Source organism: Crossiella sp. SN42 (genome assembly GCF_023897065.1).
In the GTDB taxonomy this organism is placed as follows: domain Bacteria; phylum Actinomycetota; class Actinomycetes; order Mycobacteriales; family Pseudonocardiaceae; genus Crossiella.
The window spans coordinates 70,657-85,808 of sequence record NZ_JAMHIV010000038.1 but is presented as its reverse complement, the minus strand read 5'-3'; the positions used below and the strand labels follow the sequence as shown (position 1 = coordinate 85,808).

23 protein-coding genes are annotated in these 15,152 nt (G+C 66.2%); 12 read left to right on the top strand and 11 right to left on the bottom strand.

Features of this window, described 5'->3' with window-relative positions; genetic code table 11:
- Positions 1 to 62 precede the first annotated feature (62 nt).
- The 8 genes from M8C13_RS36395 to M8C13_RS36360 all read right to left on the bottom strand — a co-directional run bounded on the left by M8C13_RS36395 (position 63) and on the right by M8C13_RS36360 (position 7,513).
- Positions 63 to 1,205: a branched-chain amino acid ABC transporter permease gene (locus M8C13_RS36395; protein ID WP_252485341.1), complete on the bottom strand. Its 1,143-nt coding sequence runs from the start codon at positions 1,203 to 1,205 to the stop codon at positions 63 to 65.
- On the bottom strand, positions 1,202 to 2,212 hold the full coding sequence (locus tag M8C13_RS36390; protein WP_252485340.1) for a branched-chain amino acid ABC transporter permease: 1,011 nt from the start codon (positions 2,210 to 2,212) through the stop codon (positions 1,202 to 1,204). Before M8C13_RS36390 ends, M8C13_RS36395 begins: the two co-directional genes overlap by 4 nt.
- A gap of 98 nt (positions 2,213 to 2,310) precedes the next feature.
- Entirely contained in the window at positions 2,311 to 3,519 is a 1,209-nt protein-coding gene (locus M8C13_RS36385) for a branched-chain amino acid ABC transporter substrate-binding protein (protein WP_252485339.1), read from the bottom strand.
- A gap of 269 nt (positions 3,520 to 3,788) precedes the next feature.
- A complete protein-coding gene (locus tag M8C13_RS36380) occupies positions 3,789 to 4,400 on the bottom strand; it encodes an ANTAR domain-containing response regulator (protein ID WP_252485338.1) in 612 nt (203 codons plus the stop codon).
- Positions 4,401 to 4,579: 179 nt separating this feature from the next.
- Positions 4,580 to 5,425 (bottom strand): bile acid:sodium symporter family protein, encoded by an 846-nt coding sequence (locus tag M8C13_RS36375; protein ID WP_252485337.1) that lies wholly within the window; start codon positions 5,423 to 5,425, stop codon positions 4,580 to 4,582.
- Between the two features lie 78 nt (positions 5,426 to 5,503).
- Entirely contained in the window at positions 5,504 to 5,836 is a 333-nt protein-coding gene (locus M8C13_RS36370; RefSeq protein ID WP_252485336.1) for a hypothetical protein, read from the bottom strand.
- Positions 5,837 to 5,873: 37 nt separating this feature from the next.
- Entirely contained in the window at positions 5,874 to 6,335 is a 462-nt protein-coding gene (locus M8C13_RS36365; protein WP_252485335.1) for a hypothetical protein, read from the bottom strand.
- Between the two features lie 95 nt (positions 6,336 to 6,430).
- The gene (locus M8C13_RS36360; protein WP_252485334.1) at positions 6,431 to 7,513 is read right to left on the bottom strand and encodes a DUF2332 domain-containing protein; all 1,083 of its coding nucleotides are present in this window, start codon (positions 7,511 to 7,513) and stop codon (positions 6,431 to 6,433) included.
- A gap of 850 nt (positions 7,514 to 8,363) precedes the next feature.
- Here M8C13_RS36360 and M8C13_RS36355 point away from each other — a divergent pair.
- From M8C13_RS36355 to M8C13_RS36345, 3 genes are all read left to right on the top strand, one after another.
- A complete protein-coding gene (locus tag M8C13_RS36355) occupies positions 8,364 to 8,555 on the top strand; it encodes a hypothetical protein (protein ID WP_252485333.1) in 192 nt (63 codons plus the stop codon).
- Between the two features lie 4 nt (positions 8,556 to 8,559).
- On the top strand, positions 8,560 to 8,967 hold the full coding sequence (locus M8C13_RS36350; protein ID WP_252485332.1) for a type II toxin-antitoxin system VapC family toxin: 408 nt from the start codon (positions 8,560 to 8,562) through the stop codon (positions 8,965 to 8,967).
- Between the two features lie 90 nt (positions 8,968 to 9,057).
- Positions 9,058 to 9,690: an HD domain-containing protein gene (locus tag M8C13_RS36345; protein ID WP_252485331.1), complete on the top strand. Its 633-nt coding sequence runs from the start codon at positions 9,058 to 9,060 to the stop codon at positions 9,688 to 9,690.
- Here M8C13_RS36345 and M8C13_RS36340 read toward each other — a convergent pair.
- Together M8C13_RS36340 and M8C13_RS36335 are read right to left on the bottom strand one after the other, a co-directional pair.
- Positions 9,678 to 10,154: an NUDIX domain-containing protein gene (locus M8C13_RS36340; RefSeq protein WP_252485330.1), complete on the bottom strand. Its 477-nt coding sequence runs from the start codon at positions 10,152 to 10,154 to the stop codon at positions 9,678 to 9,680. The genes M8C13_RS36345 and M8C13_RS36340 overlap by 13 nt on opposite strands.
- Positions 10,155 to 10,156: 2 nt before the next feature.
- Entirely contained in the window at positions 10,157 to 10,912 is a 756-nt protein-coding gene (locus tag M8C13_RS36335; RefSeq protein ID WP_252485329.1) for an XRE family transcriptional regulator, read from the bottom strand.
- A gap of 174 nt (positions 10,913 to 11,086) precedes the next feature.
- Between M8C13_RS36335 and M8C13_RS36330 the strand changes: the two genes are divergently transcribed.
- Complete coding sequence (locus tag M8C13_RS36330; protein ID WP_252485328.1) at positions 11,087 to 11,287, top strand: hypothetical protein; 201 nt, start codon at positions 11,087 to 11,089, stop codon at positions 11,285 to 11,287.
- Here the strand turns inward: M8C13_RS36330 and M8C13_RS36325 are convergent.
- Positions 11,277 to 11,621 carry a hypothetical protein gene (locus tag M8C13_RS36325; RefSeq protein WP_252485327.1) on the bottom strand — a complete coding sequence of 115 codons (345 nt, stop codon included), beginning with the start codon at positions 11,619 to 11,621 and terminating at the stop codon, positions 11,277 to 11,279. The genes M8C13_RS36330 and M8C13_RS36325 overlap by 11 nt on opposite strands.
- A 798-nt stretch (positions 11,622 to 12,419) precedes the next feature.
- Here M8C13_RS36325 and M8C13_RS36320 point away from each other — a divergent pair.
- The 8 genes from M8C13_RS36320 to M8C13_RS36285 all read left to right on the top strand — a co-directional run bounded on the left by M8C13_RS36320 (position 12,420) and on the right by M8C13_RS36285 (position 15,150).
- On the top strand, positions 12,420 to 12,716 hold the full coding sequence (locus tag M8C13_RS36320; RefSeq protein ID WP_252485326.1) for a hypothetical protein: 297 nt from the start codon (positions 12,420 to 12,422) through the stop codon (positions 12,714 to 12,716).
- Between the two features lie 208 nt (positions 12,717 to 12,924).
- Entirely contained in the window at positions 12,925 to 13,353 is a 429-nt protein-coding gene (locus M8C13_RS36315; protein ID WP_252485325.1) for a hypothetical protein, read from the top strand.
- Positions 13,353 to 13,787: a DUF3307 domain-containing protein gene (locus M8C13_RS36310; RefSeq protein ID WP_252485355.1), complete on the top strand. Its 435-nt coding sequence runs from the start codon at positions 13,353 to 13,355 to the stop codon at positions 13,785 to 13,787. Before M8C13_RS36315 ends, M8C13_RS36310 begins: the two co-directional genes overlap by 1 nt.
- A 125-nt stretch (positions 13,788 to 13,912) precedes the next feature.
- Positions 13,913 to 14,119 (top strand): hypothetical protein, encoded by a 207-nt coding sequence (locus tag M8C13_RS36305; protein ID WP_252485324.1) that lies wholly within the window; start codon positions 13,913 to 13,915, stop codon positions 14,117 to 14,119.
- Positions 14,116 to 14,298, top strand: a complete 183-nt coding sequence (locus M8C13_RS36300) for a hypothetical protein (RefSeq protein WP_252485323.1) — start codon at positions 14,116 to 14,118, stop codon at positions 14,296 to 14,298. The genes M8C13_RS36305 and M8C13_RS36300 overlap by 4 nt, the downstream gene beginning before the upstream one ends.
- Entirely contained in the window at positions 14,298 to 14,729 is a 432-nt protein-coding gene (locus M8C13_RS36295) for an RRQRL motif-containing zinc-binding protein (protein WP_252485322.1), read from the top strand. Before M8C13_RS36300 ends, M8C13_RS36295 begins: the two co-directional genes overlap by 1 nt.
- On the top strand, positions 14,726 to 14,926 hold the full coding sequence (locus tag M8C13_RS36290) for a hypothetical protein (protein ID WP_252485321.1): 201 nt from the start codon (positions 14,726 to 14,728) through the stop codon (positions 14,924 to 14,926). The genes M8C13_RS36295 and M8C13_RS36290 overlap by 4 nt, the downstream gene beginning before the upstream one ends.
- A complete protein-coding gene (locus M8C13_RS36285; protein ID WP_252485320.1) occupies positions 14,923 to 15,150 on the top strand; it encodes a hypothetical protein in 228 nt (75 codons plus the stop codon). Before M8C13_RS36290 ends, M8C13_RS36285 begins: the two co-directional genes overlap by 4 nt.
- Positions 15,151 to 15,152 lie beyond the last annotated feature (2 nt).

The window sequence follows — 15,152 nt, the reverse complement described above, 5'->3', positions numbered from 1 at the left end:
CCGCTCCAGTTCGGCGACCAGACCGCCCTCGACGACCGGTTCGTCGTCGCGCTTGTCCGCGCTCACCCCTGCACCCCCTTCTTCGAGTCGAGCATCGAGCTCTCCGTGGCGATCTGCTCCGGTTTGCCCAGCAGCTTCTGGTAAGCCTGCCTGCCCCTGGCCAGCAGCCGCTGCCGCGCGCCCAGCAGACCCTGCGGGCGGAACAGCATCAGCACGATCAGCGCGATACCGAAGATCAGGTACTTGTACTCGGCGATCTCCTGGAACCTGTCCGGCAGATAGGAGATCACGAAGGCGCCCAGGATGACGCCGACCTTGTTGCCGGACCCGCCGAGCACCACCGCGGCCAGGAACAGCACCGAGGTGACCACGTCGAACTTCTGGTTGTTCACGAACCCGATCTGGCCCGCGTACAACACCCCGGACAGGCCGCCGATCGCGGCGCCGATGGCGAAGGCCCACAGCTTGAACTTGAACGTGGGCACGCCCATGATCTCCGCGGCGTCCTCGTCCTCCCGGATCGCGATCCAGGCCCGGCCGACCCGGCTGCGCTCCAGGTTCCCGACCAGCACCAGCACCACGATGATAATCGAGATGGTCAGCCAGTACCACGGGGTGCCGTTGGTGGAGTTGAACACCGCGGCGCCCGCGGCGTTCTCCAGCTCCGGCCTGCCGACGTCCTGGAAGCCGCGGTTGCCGCGCAGCCCCGGCACGTTGTCGGCCAGCAGCCGGACGATCTCGCCGAAGCCGAGGGTGACGATGGCCAGGTAGTCCCCGCGCAGCCGCAGTGTCGGTGTCCCGAGCAGCACGCCGGAGACCATGGTCACCAGCATCGCCACCGGGATCACCGCGATCCACGGGTAGTCCCAGCGCAGCGGGGACTCCGGCGAGGTCAGCAGCGCCGCGACGTAGGCGCCGACGGCGAAGAAGCCGACGTAGCCGAGGTCGAGCAGACCGGCCTGGCCGACCACCACGTTGAGCCCGATCGCGATCAGCGCGAAGCGGGCCGCGTTGAACAGCGCGATCTGGAAGTCGGTGCCCGGCTCTGTGGTCAGCAGCGGCGGGTTGAGCAGCGGCAGCAGGTACAGGAACGCCACCAGCGGGATGAGCACACCCCACTGCTGGAAGCGGCTCAGGCCGTTCCACCAGTCACGCACGCGCTGGCCGAAGGGCACGGCCGCGGTCTTCTCGTGTTGTGCGTTCATACCCGTGCCTTCCCGAGGGACTCGCCGAGGATGCCGGTGGGCCGGAACATCAGGACCACGATCAGCAGCACGAACGCGACCACGTCGCGCCACTGGCCGCCGAAGAGCGACTGTCCGTAGTTCTCCACCACACCGAGCAGCAGGCCGCCGAGCACCGCCCCCCGCAGGTTACCGATCCCGCCGAGGACCGCGGCGGTGAAGGCCTTGAGCCCCAACAGGAATCCACCGGTGTAGATGACACCCGATGGGATCTGCATGACGTAGAACAACGCGGCGGCGCCGGCCAGCAGGCCGCCGATGAGGAAGGTCACCATGATGACCCGCTCCCGGTTGACGCCCATCAGCGTCGCGGTGGTCGGGTCCTGCGCCACCGCCCGGATGCCGCGGCCGAGCCTGCTGCGCCTGATGAAGGCGTCCGCGACGAACATCAGCACCAGCGCGGCGATGAAGACGATGATCTGCACGTTGGTGACCCGCGCGCCGAAGATCTCGAACTGGGTGGTGGGCCGGATGATGCGGATCGCGCCCTCGGCGTTGCCGCCACGCCAGACGAAGAAGATCTGCTGCAGCACGAAGGACGCGCCGATCGCGGTGATCAGGAAGACCAGCGAGGGCGCGTTCCGCTTGCGCAGCGGTCGATAGGCGACGCGTTCCAGGATCACCGCCACCGCGCCGGAGACGAGCATGCCGACCCCGATGGCCAAGGCCAGCGTGCCGATGATCTCCCCGGTGCCCAGCGCGGGCGTGGGTCCCGGCTTGAAGCCGAGCGCGTCGAAGGTGAACCAGATGCCGAAGGCGCCCGCGATGAACACCTCGGAGTGCGCGAAGTTGATGAGCCGCAGCACGCCGTAGACGAGGGTGTAGCCCAGCGCCATGAGCGCGTAGATACTGCCGTAGGACAAGCCGTCCACGGTGTTGGCCCAGAAGTTCTCCAGCAGCAGGTCAACGTTGAAGCCGATTCCGCTTCCCGAGTCCTGCGCGAGAACTGTGCCTAGTTGCTGAATCACAGATCCGCCCGTTTCTTGCGGTGCATACGCCTGGGGCACGGATATACGCAGGCGAATGCGTGCATCCGTGCCCCAGTGCGGTGAACTGTCAGGTCGGGTTACTTGGTGATCGGCTTGTACTTGACGATCTTGCCGCCCTCGACCTTGTACGACCAGACGGGCGTGTCGGTGAGCTCACCGGTGGCGTCCCACTTGAACTTCTTGGTCAGGCCCTGGCCCTCGTAGTTCTTGACGAAGTCCAGCATGCCCGGACGGTCCTTCAGGCCCTTGTCGATGCCCTTGAGCAGGATCGTCGCGGCGTCGTAGCCCTCGGCCGAGTAGGTCGACGGCTCCTTGCCGGAGAGCTGCTTGTAGGCGGTGGAGAACTCGGTGAAGGCGTCCGCGGGCACGCACGGGCAGGTCAGGTAGGCGCCCTCGGCGCCGTCCGCGCCGCCCTTGATGAACTCATCGTCCTTGGTGCCGTCCGGCGCCACGAACTTCGCCTTGATGCCCTCGTCGAACAGCTTGGAGGCCAGCGGGCCGCCCTCGGCGTAGTAGCCGGCGAAGAAGATGGCGTCCACGTTGGCGGACTTCAGCTTGCTCGCGGTGGCGGAGAACTCGCGCTGGTTGGTCTTGATCTGGTCCTCGCAGGTGACCTTGGCGCCCAGCGCGCCCTTGATCGCGTCCGCCAGGCCGGTGCCGTACTCCGAGTCGTCCCTGATCACGCAGACCTTCTGCGCCTGCAGCTCGTCGGTGAGGAACTTCGCCGCGGCCGGGCCCTGCACCGCGTCGTTGCCCAGACCGCGGAAGAAGGTCTTCCAGCCGTTCTTGGTCAGGCCGGGGTTGGTCGCCGAAGGCGTGATGGTGACCAGACCGGCCTCGTTGAAGGTGCCGCCGACGGCCTTGGACTCACCGGAGAACGGCATGCCGATCACGCCGACGATGGTCGAGTCGGTGATCGCCTGGGTGACCACACCCGGCGCCTTGTCCGGGCTGCCCTCGGAGTCGAACTTCTTCAGGCTCACCTGGCATCCGGCGTTCGCGCTGTTGTGCTGGTTGATCGCCAGCTGCGCGCCGTTGAGGATGGCCTGGCCCAGCGCGGCGTTGCCGCCGTTGATGGTGCCGATGTAGGCGAGCGAGACATTGCTGCACTTGGCGTTGCCGTCACCACGCGGGTCGGCCGCGTCGCCCGGCTTGCCCGGCGCCGCCTGTCCGCCGGAGGTCTGCCCCCCGTCACCCGATGTACCGCTGCCGCCTCCGCACCCTGCGACGGTGAGCGCGATGACGCTCGCGACCGCCAGGGTCCGCACGAGTCGTGCTCCAGACACCCGTACCTCCACTTGCCCAATCCACCGCCGCTGAACGGCCGTGGTGTCCCGTACCACTCCGGGACGTGGTTGGACCGGAAAGTAGCTGTCCGTTTCGTCGAAGCCCAGGGCCGCTACAGGAGCGTGTCCACATCGTGACGGTGGTAACGCACCGAACACGAAGCAGACCCGGTCAATCCGAAACAAGATCCAAACGGGTGGTAACCCACCGTTTACATCACACTCCGCAGCAGGACAACAGAGGGTGTCCGCCGGTGTTCAGAGCGGGGTCAGTTGAGGTTCTCCAGCACCGCGTCCGCGACCGCCTTCATGGTGGTGCGGCGGTCCATGGCGGTGCGCTGGATCCAGCGGAAGGCCTCCGGCTCGGAGAGCCCCTGCTTGCTCATCAGCAGACCCTTGGCGCGCTCGATGGCCTTGCGCGTCTCCAGCCGCTCGGTGAGCCCGGCGACCTCGTTCTCCAGCGCGGCCAGCTCGGCGAAGCGGGAGACGGCCAGCTCGATCGCCGGCACCAGGTCCCGCTTGGCGAACGGCTTGACCAGGTAGGCCATCGCACCGGCGTCGCGGGCGCGTTCGACCAGCTCACGCTGGCTGAAGGCGGTCAGGATGACCACCGGCGCGATGCGCTCGCGCGCGATGTCCGCGGCGGCCTCGATGCCGTCCTTCTTGGGCATCTTGACGTCCATGATGACCAGGTCGGGCCGCAGCTCACCGGCCAGCTCGACGGCACGCTCGCCGTCACCGGCCTCGCCGACGACCTCGTAGCCCTCCTCGCGGAGCATCTCCACCAGGTCGAGACGGATGAGCGCCTCGTCCTCGGCGACGAGCACACGACGCTGAACGGGGGTGGCCTGCTCCTGGGCCTCGGCAGCCGGCTGGGTCACCGGGGTCCTCCTGCGGTCTCTGGGCGGCAACTGATCGCGAAACCGCAGCTTACCCGGGCCGCTGAGACGTCCCGGTTAACGCGGTGGGTGATCGGCGCGACATTCCCGGCGAGCGCGGTCCGCGAACGGCCGAGTCCGGATCCGGACGGTCCGGTCCCGGACACCCCGCGCCGGGCGGTTCAGCGCCGCCCGCGCCCGAACAGCCAGGCCGCCACCGCGGTCGGGAAGTTCATCACGATCCCGTACACCGCGGCCGGGATCGCCATGGTCGGACTGCCCAGCACCGACACCGCCACCGCGATGGCCAGCACCCCGTTGTGGATGCCGATCTCCATGGCCGAGGCGATCGCCTGCTCCCGCGCCACCCGGAACGCCCTGGGCACCAGGTAGCCGATCACCAGGCAGCACACGCAGAACAGCAGCGCCAGCAGCCCCACCCCGCCCAGGTGCGCCACGAACACCGTCCACTGCGTCACCACGGCGGTGGTGACCACCACGAACAACACCACGATCGCCGCGACCTTCACCGGCCCGGCCATCCGCTGCGCCCACCCGCTGTACCGGTGCCGCACCCACATGCCCAGCCCCACCGGCACCAGCACCCCCGCGAACACCTGCGCCAGCTTGTCCGCCTGGATGCCGATCTCCTTGCCGGAGCCGAGGAAGTAGGTCATCGACAGGTCCACCACGATCGGCAGCGTGATCAGCGCCAGCACCGAGTTCAACGCGGTCACCGCGATGTTCAGCGCCACATCCCCACCGGCCAGATGACTGAACAGACTTGCCGAGCTGCCCCCTGGCGAGGCCGCCAGCAACATCGCCCCCACCGCCAGCTCCGCGGGCAGGTCGAACAACAACACCAGCCCGAACCCCACCACCGGCAACACCAGCATCTGGCACGCCAACGTGATCGCCGCCGCCTTGGGCGAACGGGCCACCCGCCGCAGATCCGCCCCGGTGAGCGTCAACCCCAGCCCGAACATCACCAGCGCCAGCGCCACCGGCAGGAAGATCGAGAAGGACACGGGAACTCCTTGGCTGACAACACGATCGGCGTGATCAAACCGCCCGACCGTACGCCACCCCGCGAGCCCGCTCCCCCGTCAGTCCTCCAACGGCAACGCGAGCTGGTCGACCAGCCGCAACCGCGGCACGGTCCGGCTGCCCGCGCCACGCAGGCAACGCCGACAGGTCACCGGCCTGGTGGTCGGGTGCAGGTCCTCCACCGCCCAGCCGGCCACGCCCACGTGGCAGGCGGGGCCGGGCAGCTCGACGCCGGCCATCCACTTCGTCGGGGCCACGCCGTGCACGACCCGGGAGCGGCGGATGGTGAGGTTGCGGTCGGCGAACTGGGCGCAGGTGCGGGTGGCGACCGCCTGGAGCACAGCGGTCAGCGGGTCCAGCTCGGCTGGTAAGAGCTTCCGAACAGCGGTCATGTCCCGATGGTGACACCGGGCACCGACAGTTCCGCGCTCACGGCAGCGCCGGGTGCAGCTCCCGCCACGGCTTCACGTCGCCACCAGGATCGGCATCGGGAGCGATATCAACAATCGCGAGCACTGGGGTCACCATGTTCTTGATCCGGCGGAGCTCACGGATTACCGATATATCAGCGCTCTGCCAGTGCGCCGCCCTGCCGGCAGCTTCGTCAACGGACATGGGCAGCGATCGCAAGAACAATTTCACCGCATGACCCGGATCAAGAAGAGAACCATCCGCTCTGGCAGATACCCTGTCGATCAAGTTGAACGAAAGTCGGAGCCGGTTGACCACAGCCTGCGCAGGATCATGGCCGCCTGCCGAAACGGCCATCGCCCAAACTCGGTCAACCAGCTCCGAGTAAGTCGCCCATGAGTCACTCGGAATATCCCGGGCCCGCTCGATCAAGCCTTTTTCTACGATCCAAATGATGCTCAACCACTCCTGCTTGGACACCCCCGTGGGATCGAAGGAGTCACCAGCGACGAGTCGGCAGACGTCATCGAACCCAAGTCCCGAGGAGCCTGCGAAAGAACTGGTCATAGCCGTCCTTACCGGGCCAGTCCACTGGCTTGGTCAGCCGGTTCCCAGCGCACCCGGGTGCCGTGCGGCGTCGTACGAGCCAGCCTGACGCGACGGTTGTCCGGCCAGGTCTGGCAGATCAGCTCGACCACGCTGGGATCCTCGGCGCTCGGCTCCAACGAGACCCAAGCCAGCGGCCTGCTCTCCTCGGCCAACTCCCCCGCGGCGCGAATCGCCGCCGCGAACCGGCCACGCTCGTCGGGATGGAAATAGGGAAACACGATGGAGTGATAGACCACGGTCGCCACCCCCTCGGGCAGGCTTGCCGCGTGCGCGGTAACCCACGGGGTGGCGGACGAGGCGTCGATGGTCAGCGGCGGCGACGAGCGCGCCACCCGCAGAGCCGCCTCCAGCCGCCGCGCGCGCTCGACGTGTTCCGGCCACACGAACGACCGCAACAGGTCGGCGGCTCCGTCGGCGTGGACATCGATCGGGTTCAGGTCGCAGCCCCGGCGTTCGACGATGTCCAGGACAGCGGCCCGCGGATCACCGGACTCGAACTGCCCCGTCAGCCGCAGCGGCGAGTCGCGCGGCCCCCAGGACCGCGTCACGCCCTCGACGAAGTACTTGTCCAGCCACAGGTTCAGGCCCGCGCTCGAACCCACTTCCAGCAACCGCAACGGAAGACCAGTAGCCAGCGCCACGTGGTTCATCGCGGCCGACAGTGGGGCCGCCCGGCTGACGTCGTTGGTCTGCACACCGGCCTTCATCTGGTCCCGGACCAGCTCGAGGTGATCAGCCATGAACGCGAAGAACGCCGGCACGACCGCGCGGACATCGGTGACGCCACCGCGGATCGGGTAGCAGGCGTCGAGCCACCCGGCCGACTCGGCCATGGCGATCCTGTTCACCGCCCCGAACAGGCGCAGGCACAGCGCCGACCGGACGGGATCCTCTTCGCCCGCGGTGACCAGTTCGGTGACCGTCTCGTCGCGCCCCAGCCTGCGGACCAGTTCATCGATCAGCGCGACATAAGTCGGCGCGTCGTTCTTGGCGCACAGCTCGCGCTGCCACTCACAGCCCGCGCGCACCTGCTCAACGGTCAACGTCATGCTGTTCTCTTACCCGGTGTAGTCACCATCGGCCAGCACGCGCACCCTCACCGAGAACGCGGACCTGTGCCGCGAGGTGGCTGTCCTGGGGAACCGACACCCTGGCTGAACGGTCGCGGCGAGCCGCGGCTCGGCTCTTGTTTGGCCTGGTCGGGCGCTGTTCTGGGTCGATGCTGTACGTGCCCCGGGTGGGAGTCGAACCCACACTGGACGGATTTTGAGTCCACCGGCTCCAAAGAAGCGGTAACGCTCTGACCTGCTGTTCAACATGATCACGCGGTAGCCGTCCGCCAGCTTGGATGCGTATTGGATGTGGGACACCGGCGTCGGCCCGACCACATGGCCGCGGACTGGCCAGCCATCGCGGCTGCAGCGGGCAGTCCAGACCAGGAGGGGGCCGGATGATCGTGCAGCCCGCACCCGCCAGAACCACTCTGCTGGTATCACGCTGGCCTCGGTGCCAGCCAGTAGGAGCTGGGCCTCGCGCTGGCCGAGGTCTACGTCCCTACCTACTGCACCAACTTCTCTCAGACCCGAAAACAAACCCGCAAACCCGCTACACCGTCCTCAGACCTACTCTGAGCAGCACAAACATCCTGCGGGTTTGGCTGCGGGTTTGGGCGGAACGGCGGGTTTGAAACCCGCAGCCAAACCCGCAAACCCGCCGAGGCCTGAGGCGACGTCACCTGCCCTACTACCCCGCGCGGGGTAGTAGGGCTGTTCTTCTGGTGTCCGCGCGCCAGCCTGGTCGTCACTGCCAAACCGCTGATCAGCTTGTTTCAGATGCCAGGCATGACCACATCAGCCCAGCCCTGCCACACTGGTGGGGCAACAACCACAGGAGGCCGCCATGACCACGGACCGCGCGGACCACCCGCTGCCCGAGCAACCCCGACTGGTGCCCCTTGATGACCTCTTCCGGGACGTGGCGCCCGTCGAGTCCGTTGCTGACCTGGCATGTGACGGGGTGTTCGACACCGACGAGGAACTGAACGCCTTCCTAGAACACACCTACAGCTCCCGGCGGGCGAGCATCGCCTGACCTCATGCAGCGGATCATTCTCGACACCGACGTCGCCTCGCTGACCCTGAAGGGCCAGCTCCCCTCAGCCCTCGCGGCACAACTGGCCGGCGCGCAGCTCGGCCTCACCTTCGTCACACTGGCCGAGCTGACGAAGTGGGCGACGCTGCGGAGCTGGGGAACCCCCAAACGGCACCGCCTTGAACAGTGGCTGGCAGCGAAACCCGTACTCCCCTATGCCGCCGACATCGCGCGCACGTGGGGCCAGCTCGCCGCCTACGCAGTTCGCCGCGGTCGCCCCCGGCCCCACAACGACATGTGGATCGCTGCGTGCTGCCTGGCCTACGGACTTCCCCTCGCGACCCTGAACATCAAGGACTTCGCTGACTTCGCCGAACACGAAGGACTCATCCTCATCGCCGCCGGGAACTGACCTTCCTGCTGGACGACAATGCCTTCGAGTCTGGGTAACCCTCTCCCCGGCCACCAGTACCAGACTCTCGAGCGAATCACGGAGGTGCGAATGACCAACAGTCGAGCCGTTGACTTTGAAGCGCTCACCAACTGGGAAATGAGTAACTCGAATCTCGTCGACGTTGCTCGCGAGACTGCCACTGGACTGCTGTCTTCTCTCGATCGACGCTGGAGACACGTACAAGGTGTGGCCGCACGCTCCAACGAGATTCGTCGCGCTGTTCACTGCCCAGAATTTTCCCACGAACAGAACCAGCTTGCCGAAAGGCTACTGGTCGCCTCCGCCTGGCTGCACGATATCGGCTATTCACCAGAGCTGTCCGTAACCCGACTTCACGCTGTCGACGGGGCTACCTACCTCCGCGAGCGCGGTTTCCCAGAAAAGATTGTCAACCTGGTAGCCCATCATTCAGGTGCTCGATTTGAAGCCGAGGAACGCGGACTGGCCGATCTCCTTTCGAGCCATCCATTCAAGGACGATATTTTCTCCGACGCACTGGCTACCGCAGATCTAACAACAAGCCCTGACGGCGAGTACATCTCATACAACGACAGAATCGACGAGGTGTTGACGCGGTATTCCCCCGACAACCCTGTTCACAAGTTTTGGCTGAAGGCCCGACCAGTCATCGGCGACGCCATTACCCGAACAGAGCAAAGGCTTTCAAGCTACCCCAAATAGGGCTCCGCACGTGCCTTGTCTAGCGCATGGTCAATCCGGAGGCGCATAGACGGGTGGATATTGAGATGATCGAGATCTCCTGGCGAAACCCAACGGACCTCCTTTGTTTCAGTTCCATCCTCTCGTGGTTGCCCCCCGACCCACCTAGCCTCAAAGCATAGAGAAAACTGCTGACGCACCTCACCGTCGTCATAGGCCATGACGTGCCGTGGATCGGTGTAGGTTCCAACTAGCCGTACAACCTCCACGTCAAGGCCGGTCTCTTCGGCTACCTCACGGACCACCGTATCTACAATGCGTTCGCCAGGATCATGGCCGCCTCCAGGCAAGGCCCACAAATCGTTGTCCACCTTGTGAATCAGAAGGATCTTTCCTTCTGTATTCGTGATGGCTGCGGTCACCGAGGGAACGACGCTGTTAACAGGCGGTGCGCTCTCGTCATTAAAGTAGTCCACCCGCACCATTACTATCCCCTTTTCATGTAGTCATTCCCGGTGGCCCACACCGCTTCAAAGGAGCGAAAGTAGTGGCCCCACATCTCACCCTCGCTACCACGGCGAAGATGAATAACCGGATTCTGTCCAGCTACAGAACCATAAGCATGACCGTTAACCAGCATCTGATCATCGAATCGATAGATGGAATTATAGAGCACGGTTCCGTGTGTTCTAACTTCGACTCCAGGAAGGCCGACTACTTCTTGGAGGTAGCGCAGCATGAGCTGAACCCTGCCTTCCAATCCACCCGTAGTTCCTTCCTCAACCGCGCGTTGCGCCACCGCATCAGAAGCTGGGTCGCCGATCAGAAAACGAAACCGTACACCGTCCCGAACCTTCCGCTTTAGGACTGGCAAGAGATCGCACTGCTCAACCAGCAGAATGGCCGAGTAGGCAAGTACGTCCATCTGGTCTTCCACGCCGCCGATGAGGTCGATCCAGACAGAAGGCGGCACGGAAGAACGAGTCGGGAAGATGCTCACAACCTCGCTCTGTACATGCTGTACACCTAGCTTATCGCCAGCATCAGGCCAAAGGTGAATTTGGTCGACATTGAGCATTGTGGCGAGATCGCGCCGGTGTGACGGCCGCGGCTTGCGGCCTGCGATCCAACGATCAACAGTCTTCGGATCCACCACCAGTCGGGCGCTGATGTCTTCGACACTGAAGCCCGCCCGGCGGATTGCATCCCGCAGGTTCGTGTTCTTCTTGCCGTTCTCGTTCACAGACGTCATCCCCGCCTCCGTACGGGACGCTTCCGGGACGCGTCCAGGACGGCCCTGGACGCCACGCCCTCGCCGGGACGTCCACAGCGGTCCTTGTGCGCGTGGTGTTGCCGTCCCAGCTTCCGGCGTGAAATGGAGCCATGCCACCGGCAAGCAGACAAGAGGGAGAAAGTCATGGCGCGCAACTCGTTTCCCGGAATGAAGACCGGCGGCGGCCTGCTGCCGAAGCTGATCGGACTGCTCGTCCTCATCGCAGTCGGGGTGCTGATCGTGAGGTACCCGGGCGACTCGGCAGGCTGGGTGTCCGGAGTCTTCAGTGGCGGCAGGGACGTGGTGGACGGCATCGCGGTCTTCCTGCGGAAGCTCATCGGCTGACCGCTGCCCGCTCCAGCGCCTTGACTCGGCGGCGCAGCTCGGCGACCTCCCGGCGAAGCTCTTCCAGCGTCTCGGCTATCTGCGCCGATGAGGCAATCTCCTCAGATGTCGCCTGGTTGGTCGCTATGGCCATCAGACGCCCCTTGGGCCAGCCCAACTGGGCCGAGACTGCTCCAAGCAAGACCTCGGACCGCCTCACCGCGTGTCCCCGCTGCAAGCTCCGGAGCCACGCCACGCTGACCCCAGCCGCCGCAGCTAGATCAACCTGGCTCAGTTCCAGTTCCTCCATTCGGGTGGTAACTGCCTCCGCCACGGCCTGCCAGTTCATGGTCACCTGGGCTCCTCCTAAGGGCTCCTGCCAGCGCTAATCCTAGCGCTCCTACCGCTCAACCACCGCCGCTCAGCCAGGCGGGCACACAAAGACACGCTTTCCTAGCGCTAGATCTAGCGCTAGATTCAGCGCATCAGATCAAGGCTCCCGCCCCCGAGATCGCGGAGGGACAGCCCGTTCGAGTCGGGCCGGGAGCACGCAGCAACCGCCGCTCACGCGGCATCAGGCGGTCCTACCCCGCCAACGACCAGCAGCACAGGGGATGGCCGTGCACCGGGCCTGCTCTTCGTCGAGCCGCTACCGGACCCCTCCATCCGAGGTCCCCGAACACCGGGATGACCCTGGAAAACCCAGCTGTGTGGTCGCCTAAATCCACAGTGGAACGCGATATCCGCAGGGGAACCACACCCGGCGGTTCGGGCCACGGGCTGTAGTGCAACACCAGGACGACGTTGAAGAGCATGAACACCTGGTGATGCCAGCGATGACCTCCCGCTGAGAAGCGGCGGCGAGCGCAGCCAACGAGCCCGGCCACGCTCTGCCCCTGCACACCACAACGCGCCGAACTGCTCACCACCACCCCGTGGTGGTTGGCGCGTACCCCGGCATCGACCGTCCACACCAGACGGTTCCGTGCCGGAAAGCTCAAGCCCGTCAACACACTTCGTGGCTTGCCGGTCGCCCACCACCTGGATGCAACGGGTGGTGGGCATCGCGGGAGGCACACGAGCTTCCACACCGTCTTCCGGGCCACTCGGCCCGACACCCCTTGCTAGGTAACAGAGATCCGAGGTGACTGCTGTGCAGAACACGACCTACAACCCCAAGCTGAGCGCGCTGCGACTGCACGAGGAAGAGATGTGCCGCCGGTACCTGCTCGCCCGCAAGGACATGGGCTACCAGGCCAGCTACACCGCCTCCCTTGTCCTGCTGGCCAAGCAGCACCCGAGCCGGGTGGACTACCGCAAGGCCGCGAACCTGGCCAGCGAGCAGTACACCGAGGCGGTCAACCGCGCCCACCGGGCCTACGAGATCTACCAGGCCGCGGCCCGCCGCGCCGACTCGGAGTGGGCCGCGCCCCAGGTGGGTGCGGCGTGAGCGGCTACTACCCCGACGGCCTCACCGAGACCGCGATCGACGCTCTGCTCACCCAGATCTGGCACACCCCGGCGCCCACCGCACATCTCCGCGGGGCTGGCGGTGCGCAGCGGAAGCGCCGGCGGCTCCACCGCGCGCCCGGCTCGCTCCTCCGCCGTCTGCACCACCCCCGCACCGTGCCCACCTCATCCGCAACAGAGGCAGCGTGATGACCAGCAACGCCCTGCACGTCGAGCTACTGAACCTGGCTGCCCAGGTGCTCGCCGCGAACCCCGACGCCCCGCCGGTGGCCGGAATCATGGTCAACCAGACCCTCGCCCTCGGCCGGGTAGTCGACATGCAACTGCGCGACCTGAACAACGACCCGGCTGTGATCGCCGAGTGGGCCTCCCGGCTCAACTCCCCGGTCCACCTCCGCAACCGCGGTAGCTACGTCCAGGTCGACATCAGCTGGGCCACCACCACCCCCACCGGACACGCCGCGGTCATCCGGGTGTGGAACCACCTCGCTTCCCGCGTCGCTGACCAGCTCCTGCGCGCCGCCGGCGTGGCTTTCCGCAACGCCACTGTCGTGTTGTCGGTGGATCAGGTCCAGTCCGCGTCGGCGCGGATGCAGGCCCAGGCGGTGACCGCGTGATGTCGACCGCCGCGATCACCTTCGCCACTGTCGCCCCGGCCCTGTGGGCCGCGCACCACGTCGGCGACTACTGGTTGCAGACCACGCACCAGGTCGAGAACAAGGGCTGCCCCGGCCGATCCGGCTGGCTGGCCGCTGCCCGGCACGTCGCCTCCTACACCGCGGCCACCGCCGCCTTCGTCGGCATCGTCTGGGTCGCCTTCGGCCTGGACATCACCTGGACCGGGTTCCTGCTCGGCCAGGCCGTCTCCGCGATCACGCACCTGGTCATTGACCGCCGCTACACCCTGCGGGCCTTCGCTCGCCTGCTGGACCGGGCCGGTGTCCGGGGCAAGCTCGGCTACTACGACAACGGCGGAGCCCCGCACCTGGACCAGGCCGCGCACCTGCTGTGGCTGTTCGTCGCCGCGCTGCTGACCTCGCTCCTCGGCTGATCGCCACCAAGGCACCGCCGTTGACCGCCGAAGCACTTCCTCCGCTCCAGCAGGGCAAGCGCTAGGCCCTGCGCTGGCCGCACGTTCTGGATCTCATCGTCTTCTGTCCGGAAAGGACGTTCGTCATGGCTGGATGGTTCACCACCAACAGCAAGTCCGCCCCCACCGTCAGGGATGCGGCGAAGCGGGCCGCAGGTAAGCAGGTCGACAAGGTCAAGCGCAAGATCAGCAAGGGCAACGTCTGCATCGTCTGCGACAGGCCGTTGGCGCACTCGGCGGCCAAGAGCAACGTCCACCCCCGCTGCGCCCGCGCGGGTGGTGCGTTGGGATGAGCAGCTCCGTGGTCCACCTGCTCCGCAAGCTCAGCTTGTGGAACAGCGCGGCCGTGATGATGTGCGGCGCCCGGTTCCCGGCCGGCAGGCACTCCCGCGCGAACCTGTTCGAGTCGGCGAACTGCCCGGACTGCCTGGCCGCCGAGAAGCGCGAGCGGAAATCCAGCTGGTGGTGGTGATGGCCCGCCAGTACCCGTGGCTGCTGGCCCCGGTCCCGTGGTCGCCAGCCCAGGAGTGGATCCGGGGCTACCACGACGGCCTGCCGCTGCTGTCCTACGGCTGCGCACCGCAGCACCTGCTGGCTACGCGTCGTCAGCTCCGCGCGAAAGGCAAGCGCCCCAACGGGTCTGACCCCGTCGCTCTGTTGTACCTGCTGCACAAGCCATCGAAGAAGTTGGTTTTCGCCATCTACCTCATCGCCTTGGCCGCGCCGGTGCGCCCGATGACCCCGGCCAAATACAGCGCTTTGGCCAAGGCGAACTTGGCCCGCCGGATCTGCCGCAGCTGCGGCAAAGACCCCCTCTACATCCTGCCGACCAGCACCAAGCAGTGCTGGCCGTGCTTCGAGGCCGAACACGCCACCGACACCACCGAGATCGGAGCAGCATGAGCACCAAGAAAGTCCCCGCCGCCAAGCTCACCGTCGGCACCTGGATCGTCCACCAGGGCAAGCACTACGAGATCACCGGCATCGAGCCCGAGCACGTCGAGAACGGCCGCGAGTACGACTACCGGGTGGACCTGCGCCGCGGGCCGAGCCTGGCCGCCAACTACAACACGATGTTCGTCGTCGTGAGCGACCGGTGAACGGGGCCAGGCCCCGGCCCCGGCCGGTGTGGATCTGTGCCGACCAGGTCCGGGCAGGCGATCTGATCATCGGCCCGTTCCGGATGGACGACCCGGTGGCGGTGATCGAGCACAACCAGCAGATCGACGGCCGCCGCTACCCCTTCGTCTTCCGCCCCGCCACCGGTAGGGCATGGGTCGGCGTGGACCACGACGTCACGCTGACCGTCCAGAGAGGACAGTGACC